10 protein-coding genes are annotated in these 18,852 nt (G+C 45.5%); 3 read left to right on the top strand and 7 right to left on the bottom strand.

The window, feature by feature from the left end:
• Positions 1–73: 73 nt before the first annotated feature.
• From QUW60_RS03300 to QUW60_RS03290, 3 genes are all read left to right on the top strand, one after another.
• Complete coding sequence (locus QUW60_RS03300) at positions 74–1,021, top strand: DNA cytosine methyltransferase (RefSeq protein ID WP_289558420.1); 948 nt, start codon at positions 74–76, stop codon at positions 1,019–1,021.
• Positions 1,018–2,076 carry a HaeII family restriction endonuclease gene (locus tag QUW60_RS03295; RefSeq protein ID WP_289558419.1) on the top strand — a complete coding sequence of 353 codons (1,059 nt, stop codon included), beginning with the start codon at positions 1,018–1,020 and terminating at the stop codon, positions 2,074–2,076. Before QUW60_RS03300 ends, QUW60_RS03295 begins: the two co-directional genes overlap by 4 nt.
• A 271-nt stretch (positions 2,077–2,347) precedes the next feature.
• Complete coding sequence (locus tag QUW60_RS03290; RefSeq protein ID WP_289558418.1) at positions 2,348–4,723, top strand: TonB-dependent receptor; 2,376 nt, start codon at positions 2,348–2,350, stop codon at positions 4,721–4,723.
• A 134-nt stretch (positions 4,724–4,857) separates the two neighbouring features.
• Here QUW60_RS03290 and QUW60_RS03285 read toward each other — a convergent pair whose 3' ends face one another.
• From QUW60_RS03285 to QUW60_RS03250, 7 genes are all read right to left on the bottom strand, one after another.
• Entirely contained in the window at positions 4,858–7,749 is a 2,892-nt protein-coding gene (locus QUW60_RS03285) for a family 43 glycosylhydrolase (RefSeq protein ID WP_434736842.1), read from the bottom strand.
• Positions 7,750–7,803: 54 nt separating this feature from the next.
• A complete protein-coding gene (locus tag QUW60_RS03275; RefSeq protein ID WP_258337709.1) occupies positions 7,804–8,853 on the bottom strand; it encodes a family 43 glycosylhydrolase in 1,050 nt (349 codons plus the stop codon).
• Between the two features lie 137 nt (positions 8,854–8,990).
• A complete protein-coding gene (locus QUW60_RS03270) occupies positions 8,991–10,820 on the bottom strand; it encodes a RagB/SusD family nutrient uptake outer membrane protein (protein WP_258337710.1) in 1,830 nt (609 codons plus the stop codon).
• Positions 10,821–10,851: 31 nt separating this feature from the next.
• Positions 10,852–13,977, bottom strand: coding sequence for a SusC/RagA family TonB-linked outer membrane protein (locus QUW60_RS03265; RefSeq protein WP_258337711.1), 3,126 nt, complete (start codon positions 13,975–13,977; stop codon positions 10,852–10,854).
• 233 nt (positions 13,978–14,210) lie between these two features.
• Positions 14,211–16,031 (bottom strand): glycoside hydrolase family 2 protein, encoded by a 1,821-nt coding sequence (locus tag QUW60_RS03260; RefSeq protein ID WP_258337712.1) that lies wholly within the window; start codon positions 16,029–16,031, stop codon positions 14,211–14,213.
• A gap of 40 nt (positions 16,032–16,071) precedes the next feature.
• Complete coding sequence (locus tag QUW60_RS03255) at positions 16,072–18,621, bottom strand: glycoside hydrolase family 31 protein (protein ID WP_258337713.1); 2,550 nt, start codon at positions 18,619–18,621, stop codon at positions 16,072–16,074.
• On the bottom strand, positions 18,618–18,852 hold a 235-nt coding region (locus QUW60_RS03250), incomplete at its 5' end, for a hypothetical protein (RefSeq protein ID WP_289558417.1). The genes QUW60_RS03250 and QUW60_RS03255, both read right to left, overlap by 4 nt.

The raw sequence follows: 18,852 nt of genomic DNA, 5'->3' as shown, positions 1-18,852 counted from the left end.
AATTAAAAATCGTATTTGTGAGACGAAGAAGAGCAGTGAAATATTTATCAATCAGTAACAATAAATTAAAATAATGATGGATTGGAGTTCATTTAGTTTTATTGATTTGTTTGCAGGAATCGGAGGAATAAGGTTAGGTTTTGAATCCGCAGGAGGACATTGTGTCTTTTCCTCAGAGTTTGATAAAGATGCGTGCAAAACTTATCAAGCTAATTTTGGAGAGTATCCATCTGGTGACATTACCAAGATCGAAGCAAAAGACATTCCTGATTTTGACATCTTGCTTGGAGGCTTTCCTTGTCAAGCATTTTCTATTATAGGGAAAAAAGAAGGATTTGAGAATGAAACTTGTGGTACTTTGTTTTTTGAAATAGAAAGAATTTTAAGGGAAAAAAGGCCAAAAGCTTTTATGCTCGAAAATGTGAAAAACCTAACGGCTCATGACAAGGGAAAAACATTTAAAATTATTCGGAAACATTTGGAAGCATTAGGATACAATGTATATGCCAAGGTTTTAAATGCTTTGGATTATGGAGTGCCTCAAAAACGTGAACGAATCATTATTGTTGGTTTCCTAGACGATGTAATGTTCACTTTTCCTGATCCGATACCTGTTTCCCAGCGTAAAAAACTTGCTGATATATTAGAAGAAAAAGTTGATGATAAATATTATGTAAAGGAGCGTATTAAAGAATCTCGGTTAATGCGGCTTAAAGACCCTAATTATCCTAAGCCTTATATTTCACATGAAAATATGGCCGGAAGCATAACGCCTCACCCATATTCGTCTTGTTTACGCGCAGGAGCTTCTGCCAATTATATTCTCATAAATGATGAGAGAAGACCAACGGAACGGGAAATGTTAAGGCTACAAGGATTCCCTGAAAACTTTAAAATTGTTGTTTCTTATGGACAAATGAAACATCAAACAGGCAATTCTGTTGCTGTGCCAGTAATTTCGGCTGTAGCCAAGCAGATGATATTTTCTTTAAAACAACATGAATTGAACAAACAGTTATGATTACAGTAGAAGAAGCAAAAAGAGCATTGGATAGTGTCATAGAGAAGGGGCGGGTGCATTTGTACAAGCCAATTCAAGTGGCAGAGATCTTATACCGGGATAGAGTTTGCAAAGACATAGACCTTTCTAACCTGGAAGACTATAGAACGCAAAGCAAAAAGTGGCGTGACGCAGTAACTATTTCTCTTGTTGGACGCAAATGCACAAGCAGCGCTCGATTCCAGGATGATTTGTTTAATGCAAATGCAACACCACCATCAGTACTTGTTGTATTAGGCAGAGAAAACAGAAGAACAAATGGAGCTGTTGAAGCATATATATACAATCAATTTACTCATAAGCATATTCAGCTCAGCAACGCATTGGATTATTGTCTTAATGCTTCGGCAAAAGACTTCTACGTAAAGAAATTTATCGATTCTTTTTGGAACGAAGCTGGCTTAAGACGAAGCCTTGATAAAGTTTATGAAATTATTGTATATGCATTGTTCTCCACTTTGGTTGAAGCATTAAATTTGGAAGTGGAAATAACCGTTAAGGAAGAAGCATATCCTTTACTCAAAGAGTTTGAAGATTTTTCACAGAAAGTAATGTGTCTGGACAGTTCTTCTCCTCAATACATTCAAGAAGCCAAAATCTATAGGGTTGGAGTTACAAATGCGGCAGACCGTGGATTGGATATGTATTCTAATTGGGGACCTGCGATTCAAATCAAGCATTTAAGTTTAGATATCACTTTGGCTGAAAATATTGTCAATGGCGTTTCCAGCGATAAAATTGTAATAGTCTGTAAAGATGCAGAAAAAGATATTATAGTTTCTCTGCTATCACAAATAGGATGGCGAAGCCATATTCAAAGTATCGTTACTGAAAATGATTTGATAAATTGGTATGAAAAGGCATTACGGGGAAAATATTCTGCTGTATTAGGAGAGAAATTATTGCATTGTTTAGCTCAAGAAATCGCAGAAGAATTTCCATCAGTTGATACAACTCCTGAAATAATCAGATCAAGGCACTATGAGAACATAAAAGACAGTGCGTGGTACAAGTAATCCAGTGCCTTTAGTTTTCACTTACTATTGATATGGAAGAAAACTATTCGGTAAAATTGCGTTATGCTACTCGCAGCTGTTATAATGCGGTATGTTACCCTGCAAGCCCGGAACGTCCTGCAAAAACAAAACCCAAACAACAATCCGCGTAAATCTGCGTAAATCAGCGGTTCAAAAAACACCCACAGCACAAGAAAATTATCCTCATAAATTAGGATTGCAGGACACAAAAAGAACCCGTTACTTTGCAAGCGGAAAAAATAACCGCAACATGAAAAAGCATAAAATACTAACTGGACTGATGCTGGCTTCCGCATCCGCGGCTGCAGCCACAAACAACAACGCCAACGGCACACTGCCGGGCGACACAACCAAAGTAATCGACATCGAAGAAGTGGTGGTCATCGCCACCCCGAAAGAAAACAGCCGCCTGAGGCAGCAGCCGGTGTCGGCAACCTCGCTCTCGCAGGAAGACATGCGCAACAACGCCGTCACTTCGGTCAAGTCGCTCTCGGCGCTCGTGCCCAACCTCTTCATCCCCGACTACGGCTCGAAGCTGACCACCTCTGTGTATATCCGGGGCATCGGCTCGCGCATCAACACGCCGGCAATCGGACTGTATGTCGACAACATCCCCTTCATCGACAAGTCGGCCTTCGACTTCAACTATGCCGATGTGGAACGCATCGACGTGATGCGCGGCCCGCAGGGAACCCTCTACGGACGCAACACGATGGGAGGACTGATCCGCGTCTTCACCAAGTCGCCCTTCACCTACCAAGGAACGGATCTCCGGCTGAGCGCAGCCACCTACAACAACTACCAGGCTTCGCTCACCCACTACCACCGCATCAGCACGCAATTCGCCTTTTCGGCAGGTGCCTTCTACAGCCATAAGGGAGGATTCTTCAAGAACGACTTCAACGGAAAACGCATCGACACGGACAACGAGTTCGGCGGACGCATCCGCGCGATCTGGCTGCCCACGGAGAACCTGAAGTTGGACTTCACCGTGAACTACGAATACACGAACCAGGGAGGATACCCCTACGAATATACAGGACGCACGGACGGAGAAACCGAAGACCGCGCCGGATACATCGGAAGCATATCATACAACAACGACTGCGGATACAGGCGGAATCTGGTCAACTCGGGAGTGAACCTGGAATACCAAGGCAGAAACTTCACGCTGAGCAGCGCCACGGGATTCCAGTATCTCTACGACCGGATGGATCTCGACCAGGATTTCACGGAACAGGATATCTATACGATCATGCAGAAGCAGAATTCGAAAACGCTGAGCGAGGAAATCGTCATGAAGTCGAAGCCGGGAAGCAGATGGCAGTGGACTACCGGAGTGAGCGGATTCTACCAGTGGCTGGACACGGACGCGCCGGTGACTTTCCGCCCGGACGGGGTGAAGACGATGATCGAAGACAATGCCAACTCCATGTTCCCCAGCGGAAACCCTGCCGCACCGACCATGCACCTCACCGTAAACAACAGCACGCTGCCGGTGCCCGGACGGTTCGAAACACCGGTGCTGAACGGAGCCGTCTACCACCAGTCGACGCTGAACGACCTCTTCGTCGACGGTCTGTCGCTCACCGTGGGACTGCGTCTGGACTATGAGAAGATCAAGATGCACTACGATTCGGGAACCGACATGGACTTCGACTTCCTCTTCGGCATGGGTCCGATGCACATCACCAGCGAGAACCTGCACGCCATCAGCTCCTTCATCGGAGAGGAATCGGCCGACTACACGCAGCTCCTGCCGAAATTCGCCCTCGAATACGCATGGAATCCGCAGAACAATGTCTATGCAAGCGTAACCAAAGGATACCGCTCGGGAGGCTACAACATCCAGATGTTTTCCGACCTGATCCAGGGATCGCTGCGGAACGCGATGATCGACGCGCTCGCCGCCGACCCGAACTTCAAACGCTTCGCCTCGATGCTGGAGAATTTCAAGACAGGCTCCGCTTCCATCCGCGAAGCTACGCTCTACAAGCCGGAATATTCGTGGAACTATGAAATCGGCACGCACCTGACCTTGTTCGGCGGAAAGCTCCAGGCTGATCTGGCCGCTTTCTACATGGACACGCGCGACCAGCAGATTTCCCGCTTCGCCGACAGCGGACTGGGACGCATCACGGTCAACGCCGGAAAGAGCCGAAGCATCGGCGCGGAAGCGAGCCTGCGCTCACAGATCACGGACGCGCTCAGTCTGTACGGCAGCTACGGATACACATACGCCACCTTCACTGACTATACGCTGAGCGACACGGAAGACTACAACGGAAACTACGTGCCTTTCGTCCCGAAGCACACGTTCACCGCAGGCGGACAGTACGTGTTCAGACTGCGCAAAGGTGCATGGCTGGACAACATTACGGTCAACGCCAACTATCGTGCGGCGGGACGTATCTACTGGACAGAGCAGAACAACGCCAGCCAGCCGCTCTACGGCATACTCAACGGCCGCGTCAGCCTGAACAAGGGCAACGGCCAGGTCGGCTTCTGGATAAACAACGCGCTGAACAAAGACTACCAGGCCTTCTACTTTGAAACGATGAACAGAGGATTCGCGCAGCAAGGCCGTCCCCTCCAGTTCGGGATCGACCTCAAATGCAGATTCTGAGGAAGAGGAGTTAGAGAAGTTAGAGGAGTTAAAGAATAAAAGGAAATAATCCGCGTAAATCTGCGGTAAAAAAACAGGAGGGGAACCTTTCGGAAACATACCCTCCTGTTTTTAGTTCAAACATACGACATACTTTATTGCTTCAGGAATTTTTCCGCCCTGCCTGGCGTATATAATTCCCACAACGAAGCTACAGTCCAGCCCGGCGCAAAAATATCGTTATAAAATCCTTTGCCATTATGTCCGTAATCCCAAGACGTATGCTGTACGACTTCAGGATAATACCCAGGCCTAGCAACACCGCATAAATGCCCTTCAAAAGGAAGCAGCTGCCTCATTGAGGTAAATATAACATCAGCCATCTCCGCAAAACGAGAGTCTGAATACTGCTCGGACAACCAGCGCAACACATCAGCAAACTCAAAGACAAAAACGTCAATATGGTTGTTTTCTACCGACACATTACCCCAACCGCGCGTTTTCAATCCTATATCTCCCAACATTTGACCTTTCGCAAACGGCACGTCCCATAAATAATACCATGACAAGGCAAAATAAGCCGCCGTACGACATAGCTTGGCATAATGCAACCTCTCGTTGCCGGAAGTAACCAAAGCCAAATAATAAGTAGCTGTTGCAGCATAAAGCGATGCTTCTTTGTCCTCACAATTTGCATCAAGAGTAGACGAAAAGTAATCCGACTTCGCTATGATTTCATGCTCCAAATAATCAGCCGTACGCTTGGCCGCTGCCAGATAACGCTTATCCTTAAAATATTTATAGCCCATGACTAATGGCAGTGTTGCCGAAGGAGTACTGCCTCCGCTTGCATCCACAACGGAAAAATCTTCATAAAATTTGCGTGGAAAACTGCCATCTTCTTTTTGCAAATGAAGAAACGCATCCAACAAATGCCTTATTTTATCCTCCCATTCTGCATGACGCCGACCATGTTGTTTCTCAAAAGATAGATAATGCAACATTGCATATACGCCTTCTGACTGACGACGAATACTAAGTTCCTTCTTTTCCGTTCCTTCTTCCAAATCAACATACTCACGGAAAAAACCAGCGGAAGTAAAACCATTCTTCAAGTACGAACCAAAAATCCGGGCACTATTGTTTATCAGCTCATGGCGATTCATTTGCCAGCCATATTCCCATGCATTGAAAGCATTCAAAAGCGTGCGCCCAATAAATCCAACCTCAGCTATACCGTTGGGGCGACAATCATCTACCCGTATATGCGCCCCCGAATTATATACCAACGGATATTTATCAACCAGGCTTGTGACAAAATAACGGCTCAAAACATTTTTCACTTCCTCGACAGAGCAAAGAGTATCCACAGGCATCGGACGGTAAGTGTCATAACTATCCTCCCATGTCTGACAAATAAAATCAGAGAAATCAAGCGCCTTGCCCGATTTGACTTTCCATGTCAACGAAAGTGTTTTCCCTTTTTCCAGAAAGCGATAGGCTTCAATTTCAGGAGCAAGGGTCAGTTTGCGCAAATAACTCTTGGGAGCCTCCTTATATGGATATCCAAAAGCCAGAGCACTTTGTCCGTCCAAATTCTCAAAGCCAATAAAGCCCAACGAAGTTTCTCCAGAAAGAATAACTTCGCCTTCCTTATGCGTGGTCAGTGCATCTACACTTAATTCTCCGGTTCGGCTCACGACCAACGATGCCCCCGTTTTACTGTCAAAAACACCGGTCAGAGGCGCACTTAAGCGATCTTCTCGAACCACCCAACTGTCTGAAGTCTGAAATGACGGAGCGCTTTTGGGCGAACGCTGATTGCGACGATACCAAAAGCCGGGCATATAAAACTGGCTGTTCGCATGGAGAATGCCTGTCAGCAAACGATAATTGAAATTAAAATAGACATCTTCCAAAGCCATCAGCCGCAAAGTCAGATAAGCCTCATCATCATGCTTGTCTATTTTCTGAAACATTAATACAGGCAGACTTGTATCAGCTTTCCATTCATAATTAAAATAGCCGTCCGCTGCCTCTTCCATATGGAGCGGATAATGAACAGCCTTATTGCCAGGAACTTTCACAGACAAAACAGCGCTCAAAGCATCGGAAAAGAATACAGGTTTTTCGGATTCCGCTGAAGCAGACTTCTTGTCTACCTCCGGCCAGCCATCTTTCCAGTCCACCCTATCCAGCAGCAGAACGCGTCCGCCCGGATTCTTAACATTGACTCCATGATAAAGAATCCAGTCCTGCCCAACATCATCCGTTACCAGTTCAGAATTATGTCCGGTTCCTACAAAGCGGTCATTGCGGCCTATCAGAAGTTCATGATGGTTTTCCAGCATACGCCGGCCTTGTTTGTCCACATAAGGACCCCACAACGATTTAGACCGTCCTACAACTGTCTGGTATGTACTCTTTACTCCTTCACAGCAAGTGCCCGTAGAAGCAAACAAATAATAATATCCATCCCGTTTATAGATGTAAGTTCCCTCATAAGCAGACCCCGCAACCTTCTTAAACTCTGTTCCCTGCTTTAAAGACAAGCCATCATCCGACAACTCCGCCCCATAAATGCCTCGGAAACTGCCCCAAAATAAAAATTTCTTTCCATTATCCTCAATATAAAAAGGATCTATGCAGTTCTGAATCCCAATCTCGTTACTTCGAAACATCATTCCCTTGTCTTGAAAAGGTCCGGCCGGACTGTCAGACGTAGCCACTCCAACACCGCACGTCCATTCACCGCCCCAACGTGACATAGAATAATACAGTACATATTTGTCGCCTATCTTATTAATATCAGGAGCCCACAATCCCCCACCGGGTTCAAAAGCAGGCCGAGTATCATCTGTAAATGCAGTTCCCACAAATTTCCAGTCCACTAAATTCGAAGACCGGCAAATCGGCATATTACGTATATCTTCTGTTGCAAACAGATAGTAATATCCGTCCTCCGCTTTAACGACCGAAGGATCCGGCAAGCTATAATCCACAACAGGGTTGCGATATATATCCACAAATTCCCTTGCCACAAGCATTTGGCTTATGGCAAGGGTTACTCCCAAAAACAATCTTCTCAACATATCTCCTCATCATTTACATACAGGAGCTTCGGCTTCACTGGAAGGGCTATCTCCCTTTATCAATGGCCATCCGTCCTCGCTCCAAAAAATCCTATCAAGCATAAGGAAACGCCCTTTTGACGGAGTCATTCGATTATAACTATGATACAATATAAACTCATTACCCTCACTGTCTGTCACAATTTCCGAATTGTGTCCAGGGCCAACAAAATGATCATTTGCCCGAATAACCACGTCGTAACCGTTATCCAGCATAGACACGCCCGACTTAGACACATACGGTCCCAGCAGAGATGTCGAACGGCCAACCACTGTTGTATAGGTGCTCAACATAGCATTGCAGCAAGCGCCGACAGAGGCAAACATATAATAATAGTCACCTCGCTTACAAATATACGGAGCCTCAAAAGCCGTTCCGGCTATTTTCACCTTGTTCTTCTTAGCGGCCTCCAGATCACCGTTCAATACATTCATTCCGTCATCTGAAAGCTGCACAGCATAAATTCCATTAAAGCTCCCCCAGAACAACCATTTCTTGCCATCTTCCTCAAAGAAACAGGGATCAATGGAATTACGCACATCAATCTCTTTAGAAGTAAAGAGCAAGCCTTTTCCGTCACGTGATTTGTCCAGTTTGAAGGGTCCCTGAGGAGAGTCGGAATAAGCCGTTCCGATAGCTGCATTCTCCGGTTTCCCCATAGCCGACATCGCATAGTAAAGAACATATTTATCCCCTATTTTTTCTATGTCGGGCGCCCAGACAGAAACCCCTGAGCCTGTTACAAACGAAGGCCGCTTTTCAAACAGATTCTGATCACATTTAGTCCAGTTCACCAAATCTGCAGAATGCAAAGCCTGCCATGTATTTGTACAATACACATAAAAAGAATGATCATTTTCCTTCAAGACCGTCGGGTCTGCCGCACTATAATCGGTCAATGGATTTGAATAAGGATGCTGATAAGTCACATAAGTGGTTGATTCATCATCCGAACATGCAACAGATGCCCCTCCCATTATCAGAGCCAGGGCTGAGATATAAAAATGTTTCTTAGTCATAAAATCTAATATAAATTTGTCACATTGAATTTTTAGGCGCAAGCCATTGAACCAGGAAGTGTTCCATAGACACAACAAACAGATTTCCAGCAAACTCATTATGCCTAAAAATTAAAATTCATTCTATTGCCTTTCCGTTATTTCCCAATCTTCGCATCAAGTTCCTCAACAGGAATATTGTCTTCATAACCGTCATAACCGTAATTCTGATTGATACGGCCTTGAGTATTCGACTCTATCGCATTTTGAGGTATCGGCCACAATACATGATAGGGCTCCATAACAAACGCATTCGTGTCATAAAAATATTGTTCCTTAAAGAAGTTGTTTTTTTCCATTATGCGGTCGTAATACCAATTCTTTTCAGAGAAATTTTCCAAAGAATAGCCATCTGCACCCAATTTGGCCTTCAAATAAGCGATGCGTGTCAGCTCAGTCTTACGATGATCTTCAAGAAAGAGTTCACGCGCCCTTTCGTCCAGAATCTGTTCCAGTGTAACCGATCCTTCCGGAAGTTCAGGGGCTTTGGCACGACGGCGGATAATGTTCACATCTTCCGTTGCACCTTTCAAGTCACCTTGCCACCAGCGCGCTTCCGCCCGATTCAGGTAAGTCTCTGCCAAACGGAAAATATATTGGTCAGTATAACCGCCTACAGGCACTTTTCCTCCGGCATTAGGATCGTCTTTGCTTATCAGAACCTTAACAATAGGGAATGAAAAGTAGCAGCGCATCGTGTCGGTACAATAAGCCGGATCCACGGGTTTTCCAAACCATTTATCACTTCCTCCCTTGTTAGCCGGGCGGTTATAAACAATACGCGATTTATCAAACCAGTTGTTTTCATTATGCCGCAAGTCACTTCCGCAATTGCTCCAAAGCTCATACTGAGCATAATTTGTCGGACGGATCTTAGCTAGGCCACGCCCCAATTCCTCCAATTGTTCATATCCATCATAAACGCCTGAAGCATCCGTCGTTCCCTGCTTCCCATCGGGTGTCTTGACCTTGCTTCCCGCATGCCACTGAGGAACGAAATTACGTTTGCGCTTTGAACCGCTAGGCGAAGAACAGCCTTCAAGTCCATAACGTTCCTGTCCCACCATAATCCATTCCTTATTGTCTGTGCGACTGATATTATCCGGATCAAACAAATCATTGAACACATCTAACGACGAATCGTCCAGATTTACGCCAAAGCGCTCCGTCATCAGATGCAAGCCATAATCGTCTATAACTCTTGTCGCAGCATCCTCCGCATTCTTGAACTCGCCCAAAGCCAAATATATTTTAGAAAGCAGGTGTTCGCCCGCGGCACGGCCAACAGAACCTGGAGTTACGGATTCCGGCAGCCACTTGACGGCATATTCCATGTCCTTCTTTATATTTTCCAGGATGGTCCAGCGTGAAGTTGTATTGAAATCCAGCTTCGGTCCTGTTATTTCAGAATCAATCCAAGGAATATCACCGAATTGATGAGTCAGCAAATAATACCAGTACGCGCGATGAAAGTATCCTTCCGCCAAAACAGCGTTACGGTCTTCTTCAGAAGCCATATCCGAAGCTTCAGGCGCACGTGTTATAACAGTGTTAGCATATTTAATGCCATTCCATCCGAATACCCAATAGCGCAGATGCAAATACATGTTTGTAGTAGGCGTCAACTGTGTCACCATATTATGAATCTCCTTGGTTTCAGGGCCTCCCATCACCGCCAAGTCAGACCAGGCATATTCGTAAACGGCAAAAGTTTCACAATTTCCAGAATTAAAAGCATCTCCAAACCATTCAAAACTAATTTGTTTGCGACAAAGGCGCAACATGGTTTCCAACCCGTCACGGTCTACAAATGTATTTTCTGGAGTCAAGAAAGACATTGGTTCAGGCGTCAGATCGACACAACCGGACAAACCAGCAGCCATAAAACAAGCCATAATGCCTTTTGCAACATATCTTTTCGTTTTCATTTTGATTTCAATTGATATAATAAAATTACAGTTACAAAGTCATGTTTACTCCAAACGTAAAGATGCGTGGAGAAATAGCATTTACCATCGGATCAGACGTACGCCATCCAGATATAGTGAACGCATTGTCTACATTCAAGCTAACACGCAAGTTCTCAATCTGCAACTTTTGTATCAGATGCTTCGGGAATGTATAAGACAACGACATGTTCTGCATCTTCATATAACTACGGTTCTTGTAAATATTTACCGTAGGGTTATTGCAGTCAGAACCTAAACGAGCATATCCCGCACTTGGATTCCAGGGAGTCCAGTATTCTGTCCATACAGAATTTGCCTGATTGAAGTAACGGTTATCCTCATTGCGCGCTAAATTATCCACAGCCTTCCAGCCAAATTCGCCGCGCAAAGTGAAAGAGAAATTAACGCAGTTCCACAAATCCAGGCTGCTGGAAATATTCAGCCGGTGAGTAGGTATCTTAGAGCCTAGCCATTGTTTGTCATCCTCATTGATCACTCCGTCATTATTAACGTCTTCCAGTTTCGGATCTCCCGGCTGCTTGCCGTATTTATCGGCTTCAAGCTCCTCGCCCATCTGCCAGATACCAACAAATTTATAGTCATAGATATCATCGATACCGTGGCCGATATACCAACCGTTCTGAACGTCATCATCTTCACGCTGCCCCACTACGTTTCCATCGGCATCCAATACATCGATCATATTGCCATACAAGTGCTTAATCTCATTTTTATTGGTAGAATATATGAATGATGTAGTCCAATGCACTTTTCCCGGAACATTTATATTCGTTGTGGTAACAGTGACTTCTACACCTTTATTGTCAATTTGTCCCAGATTTGAAGCAATGCTTCCATATCCCGATATTTCAGGCATCGCCCGGTCCATCAGCAAGTCTGTTGTTTTATTCCAATAAGCATCAACAGTACCTGTAATACGATTGTTCAGCACGCCAAAATCCAGACCAATATTGCGTCCTGTAGTAGTTTCCCACTTCAAATTACGGTTGGCCAAGCTGGACGGATAAACCGCTTTATAGTTAACGCCATTCATAATGGCATTGGTTACCGTCAAGCGGGAAAAAGCTGCATAACGGCCGATGTCACGGTTACCAGTCTGTCCCCAAGAAAAACGAAGCTTCAGATTATCCAGCCAATCAACATTCTTCAAGAATTTTTCTTCATTCATGCGCCAAGCCACGGCAGCAGAGGGAAACACTCCATAAGGGTCATTCTGGCCAAAAGCAGAGAACCCGTCGCGACGCACAGCCGCCGTCAAAAGGTAACGGTCCAGCAACGAATAGTTCAAGCGCCACAGCAAGCCATTGCCGGTCTGCATCTCATCCGTAGAGGTTACCGTAGGAGCGATACCAGACTGGATAGCATGAAAAATAAGATTCCCGTTGGGTTGGAAAGCTTTATTCTCGCCCGTAGAGTCCCACGACTGATATTTTTCGACTGTATACACAAAAGTAAAATCGAAATTATGAATGCCTCCAAATGTCTGATTCCATTTCAACATGTTATCCACGCTCCATTCATAATCAGAGAAATCACGGCGTTTGGCCTTACCTCCAGCGTCTACCCCTGGCTTGATGTCCGAATCGAAATAATAATCTTTTATCCAGCCAAAACGCGCATTGAACGTAGTCTGCCAGGAAAATCCCCAAGGCAGTTTCAGTTTTCCATATACACTGGAAACCAGCGTCTGTCTTTTATTCAACTTACTGTCTACCGTATGGGCCAGCAACGGATTTGAAGTGCGGTTATCGTTTGCCGGCCTCACTTTGATCGTTCCGTCTTCCTCCCACATATTGCCAAAAGGGCTCATGGATTTAGCTCCTGAGATGTCAGCGCCAATGCCGCTTTGGTCTTTGGTGGCAAACTGGGCATTCAAACCGACATTCAGCCATTTTGTAATCTGTGTATCCAGATTAATACGGGCACGTACAGCCTGAAAATAATCGCCGACCTTGAAGCCGTCATTATTCGTATAGCCTAACGAGAAATAATAATTGGTACGTTCATTCTTACCGGAAACCGACGCATTATAATCCTGGCGGAAACCGTTCTGCAACACCAGATCCATCCAGTCTGTAACACGGCCAGCCTTATAATTCTCTATTTCCAACGGGTCGAAACCCAGGCGTGTCAGCCATGTCCCTATATAGTCACCAGAAAATGAAGCATCGTAACCTGCCCATTGTTCCTGTGTCACACCCTCAGGCAAGTTATAGGGATTATCATAATAACCGTTCTTCATCTGCGAGTCGCTGGGCTTAAAATAGTCCTGGGTTTTCCAATAATCCATACGGCGCTGTATAAACTGCTCAGGTGTTGGCATTACCGGAGTGAAAGTAGCCTGCACCGTACCTACCTTAGCGCTTATATTTATCACCGGCTTGCTTGATTTTCCCCGTTTGGTGTTGATCATAATTACACCGGCAGAACCTTTAGCACCATAAATGGCTGTAGAGCTAGCATCCTTCAGCACATCCATGCTTTCAATATCGTTGGGGTTGATATCATCAATGTTACCATAAAAAATGACACCGTCCAATACAATCAGCGGAGAAGAACTGGCCTTCAAAGACTGTTTGCCACGAATCAACAAAGACCCGCCGCCAGCAGCATCAGTAGAAGGAGTCAGGTTAACACCGGCAATGCTGGCAGAAAGAAAATCCAAAGCATTCGTCGCCACCCTGCTCTGCATCACCTCTTCGCCGATATGGGATACAGAACCGGTCAAATCCTTCTTCTTCATCGTACCATAACCGACAACAACAACCTCATCCAGCATTTTATTGTCCTCTTCCATCTCTACGTTTAGTATTCTTGCATTGGCGTCCAACGTCTTCACCACAGTCTTATATCCAATAAAAGAGAAGACCAAAGTAACTTTCTTCTGAGGAAGCTGCAGGCTATAACGCCCGTCAATATCAGAAATCGTCCCGGCAGACGAGATTCCTTCAACTGTCACACTTACACCAATAATCGGTTCACCTTTATCATCGGTAATAGCACCTGACACTTCCCGAAATGACTGAGCCCGTACAAATGCTACTGACAACAGGAAAAGCAGCAGCAAGCAGCACCTCCCTGTCAAAGAACCATTCAGAATCTTTCGTTTTTTCATGACATTAAATTTAAAAACTTAGTTTACATTAAAATTAAAAACTCGTCCATTATAGATCTATAAGATTTGCTTTCAGTTTTTCAACATTGCTAAATTATGGCAAAAACAAGAATCAGGATAGCACAAAAATCCTAAAAAAAAGGAGTAATGTCCCAAACAACAGGTTTTGAACGGGATTTTCATACTGTTAGAAAATAGCAATGAATCTTTTCATCCTGCCGCACAGAAACCAGTCAGAACCTATTGTCGAGCGAATGGCAGACGGTCTGATTGATTTCCCGAAGTTTCGCCTCGTCCAACTTGACAATCTTGCGGTCATAAGTTATCAGACCATTGACTTCCACCTCCACATCAGTTATTTGCGTATAAACTGCTGCAGAAAATCCGGTTTTCGCCAACTCCAACAGCATACGGGCATACCTTATGTATTCCTCGGTAGCTTCATCCGCATTTTTAAACTGAACATAACCCCAGTTGCGTCTGTCCTCCCAGGTATGTCCTTCCAAAGCCAGACCAATGCCGCCGTATTCACCCAAAACCGTCGGGCGAGCGCCGTCATAAAGATAAAGTTCTGGAGCGGGATATTTATGAAGGTCCAACATATCTCCACAGGCATAATGATTGCCTCCGCTTGCGGGGTTCACCAAACGTGAAGGATCATAACTTTTTGTCCATGCAACAATCTCAGGAGTCTTAAACTGCCCCCAAGCCTCATTGAAAGGAACCCAAACAGCAATTGAAGGATAAGAATAAAGGCAGTCGATAATCTCCTTCCATTCCTTCCGGAAATTATTTTCCGACTCGGAGGAGCGAGTGACATCCCTTCCGTTAAAATAACATCCGGGTTGCCATTCCGGACTGCGGTCGCCATTAGGCATATCCTGCCATACAATAATTCCCATACGGTCGCAATAACTGTACCAGCGGGCCGGCTCAACCTTGACGTGCTTGCGTATCATATTAAATCCCAAATCTTTTGCTTTCAGAATATCATAAGCTAAAGCCTCGTCGCTTGGAGCCGTATACAGACCGTCTGGCCACCAACCCTGATCCAAGGGGCCAAATTGAAAGATGTCACAGTTGTTAAGCTGCAGGCGCATAATGCCGTTTTTGTCCCGGCGTGTAGAATACTTACGCATTCCTGCATAGCTTTTCACCTTGTCCACCAGTTTTCCATGAGCATACAAGCATATTTCCAAATCATATAAGAAAGGGTGGTCGGGCGACCAAAGCTTCGCATCAGCGGGCATGGCTACATCAATGCCAACATTGTTCAGAGCCGCACCGGAAGCAACCTTCTTCCCGCCATCAAAAACAGCGACTTCCACCTTGTCCACTTCATCCTGCATATTAGCAGCAACATTCACCGCAAGCAGATTCCGGTCTACATCAGGCGTAATCCTGACCTTTTCAATGTATTGCTCGGGCACAGGCTCCAACCAGACAGTCTGCCAGATTCCGCTGACCGAAGTATACCAGATGCCATGAGGGTTGTCCACCTGCTTGCCACGAGGCTGGAAACCTTTGTCAACAGGATCCCATACTTTTACGCACACTACATTTTTACCTTTGCTAATAGATGAGGTGATATCAAAACAGAACGGGGCAAATCCGCCTGTATGGGATCCAACCTTAATGTCATTAACCCACACGTCAGCCTTCCAGTCCACAGCCCCAAAGTGCAGCAGCACCCGCCTGTTTTTCCAAGACGAAGGAATTTCAAACTCGCGCATGTACCAAAGTTCATTTTCCTCTCCTAACTTTCGGCCTACGCCAGACAAACTTGACTCAATGGCATAAGGCACTAAAATCTGACCTTCATACGATGCCGGAGCTGAAGATCCGGCAGGAAGAACGGAATAATGCCACAATCCGTTCAGATTCAGCCACTCTTCACGCTCCATTATCGGACGGGGATATTCCGGCAAGACATTATTGACATCCATATGCTCCGCCCATGTAGTACGAATACGATTTCCTGCAGGCCTCCATTGCGCCTCAGCACAAAAGACATTCACCAATAAAACGAAAAAAAACAGTCTAAATTTATCCATTCTTGAAATAAATTAAATGAAAAACAAGAGAATATTCCTATCAAAACGCACGCTCCCAGCCAACGTTTCTTAAAAACCAGCTGACATCTTCTTTTTTCAGTCCCTGGCGCTCCAATACGGCGGGCAGTTCTGACCAACTTTTCCAGAATTCGGCCACACGGTTTTCCATCTCATCAGGATAATATAAGACCGTTTCATTCAGGCTGCCCATCTTTCCCAGTTCCTCTTTAAAGCAGATATAAGAGTTTCGGTACTTCAACGCTTCCATTGACTTTGACATTCTGCGCGTTATTCCCGGCAGGCCATTCAATTCAGAATTTCCTCTGCCATATACAATTTCCACTCTTTTCTCTTGTTCGCAGGATACGACAGGCAGCTCGACCAAAAGTGCGAACTCTTCGGCCTGATAAGTATACTTTGCCGGCTGCCCGTTAACGGAAACAGATTCCGGCATATGCGACAGCAGCACCTTCACCTTAAACGGACGCGACACGGGCATATCTTTATACATACCCTTACGCCCGCCTACCACTATTGTCTGTTTGTTTCCCTTACGGCAAGATTCCAAGTGCGTGACAGCATATTGCGAGTCATAGTTTTTATCATTTCCATTATCTTCATAAAGATCGAAACACGAAAAACCTTCTCCTCCCGGGAATACGGTGACCACGATCTCCTCATCGTTGCCATTCAGATTTTTGACCTTGTCTGTATAAAAAGGAAGAATCGCTCCTCCCTTTACATAAACGGGATACTCATCTAGAGCAAAATTCCGTTCCACGACCTGTCCGCCCGACAACAATGTGCCAGAACTCCATTCAAACCAGTCACCTTCAGGCAGCCAGGTACGAACCTTTAAATATCCGCTGTCCGAAGGAGCCGTTGCCGGCGACACCAGCATGGCATCTCCAAACATATATTCGTTGCGGAACCGGTAAGCTTGAGATTGTTCCGGCCAGTCATAATACAACGGACGGCAAAGTGACAACCCTTCATCATATCCCTTACGGGCCATTGTATAAATATATGGAGCCATCGTATATCTCCGGCAAATCGTTTCACGGACAATGTCGCTGTATCCGCGGGAAAAAGCCCAAGGCTCTTTATTCAGCTCTGCACTTTTTTGCGAATGTGTACGCATAATCGGACTAAAAGCGCCGAACTGCAACCATCGGACATACATTTCCGGATCAATGCGACTGCCTATATGGCCGCCTAAATCATGACTCCAATAGCCATAAAGCACATTGGAAGCCGTAGAATTAAAATAAGGCTGGTATTCGAGAGATTTCCAGGAGATAACGGCATCCCCGGAAAATCCCACCTGATAACGGTGGTTCCCCAGTCCGCCCCAACGATGATAAAGCAACGGACGCGTGTTGCGGTTGCGCTCCATTCTGCTAAAAAAGGCATAATTGATCCACCATGTATTATTCAGCCCTTTTACCTTCGGATCATACAAATCTTGCTGCCAGTCCAGCCACCAGAAGTCAACTCCGGACTTCTCCATCGGTGTCAATATCTGGTCGAACATGCTGTTCATAAAACATTTATCCGAATTAATCCAGTGGATTGTCTTCCCCTCAGCCGGATTCAATCCCATACTTTTGGCCATCTCCGCATATTGTTCTTCATAAGATGCCACACCGCCCGCCGGATGCAGATTAAGCGTGACTTTCAGGTTTTGTGCTTTGACATAACGCAAAAAGCCTTCAGGAGATGGAAACAGTTCACGGTTCCATGTCCATCCGGTCCAGCCCCCTTTGCCTTTTTCCGTATAATGCCAGTCCATGTCGACCACCAGTACATCCAGCGGAATGTCATACCGATGAAAATTATCTATCAGCCTGCGGAACTCTTTATCAGAATACAGCCAGTAACGCGACCACCAATAGCCGAAGGCGTAGCGCGGCGGCAAAGGCATCCGGCCGGCAAACAGGATGTAATCTTTCAGTGCCGACTTATAATCATGACCATAAGCCATAAAAATCCAGTCCTGATTCCCGTCGGCCGGACGCTCCTTCACCCACTCCCACTTCTTGTCACCATCAAACAAGTGGCTTTGCGAATCATCGATCAATGTCCACCCGTCAGTCGAGAGCAACCCGTCTTCCAATGCCAACGTATCTCCTTTCTGCGTATCGCGCACCCATTTCTGCGTCTGTACATTCCCGTCCATACCGTCAAGCGTACGATACGTCCCTTTCAGATTGCCCGACTGGCGCATTCCGGGATGCCAGACAAAAGGGACAAGATTCCCTCTGGAACTGACAGTCAGATTCTTTTCCGTGAAACAACCGCTATCCTTCAGATAACGCAGTTTCATTTTCGATGTAATGATCTCAACCCATCTCCCTTTCGTCTTCAACTGATAATCAACCTGAGGATACGCACGGTTGACAACAACAAAAGACTTGTCGTCAACAAAACAGCCTGCCGGAGAATATTCCATCCGGACAACTCCATCAGACACTACAGTGAAACGAACATGCGCGTCCTTATACACAACATTACGCTGCATCGTTTTTGCCTCCATCACAGACAAACCCGCCAGCAACATACCGACCAATAATATGAATTTCCTTTTCATGGAACTATACTATAAATTAAAGATAACTGTTCACGAAGTGCAAAAGTAGGAATCCCATACACCCACAGAAACAGAAACATGCCAATTAATAGCACGAATGTATCAAACTCCCGAAAACAGTCTTTCCTGCAAAGCAAAACGGCCTTATCTCCCCCAAAAAAGTCGGAGCATCCCGCAGAAAAGTTCATCTTCAGATTAAAGATCTGCATCTTCAGGCTGAAGACTTGCATG

Origin of the sequence: Bacteroides gallinaceum (genome assembly GCF_030373775.1) — a bacterium.
Taxonomy (GTDB): Bacteria; Bacteroidota; Bacteroidia; order Bacteroidales; family Bacteroidaceae; genus Phocaeicola; species Phocaeicola excrementipullorum.
Note: the sequence above shows the minus strand (reverse complement) of the source record. Positions and strands in the feature narration are given on the sequence as shown.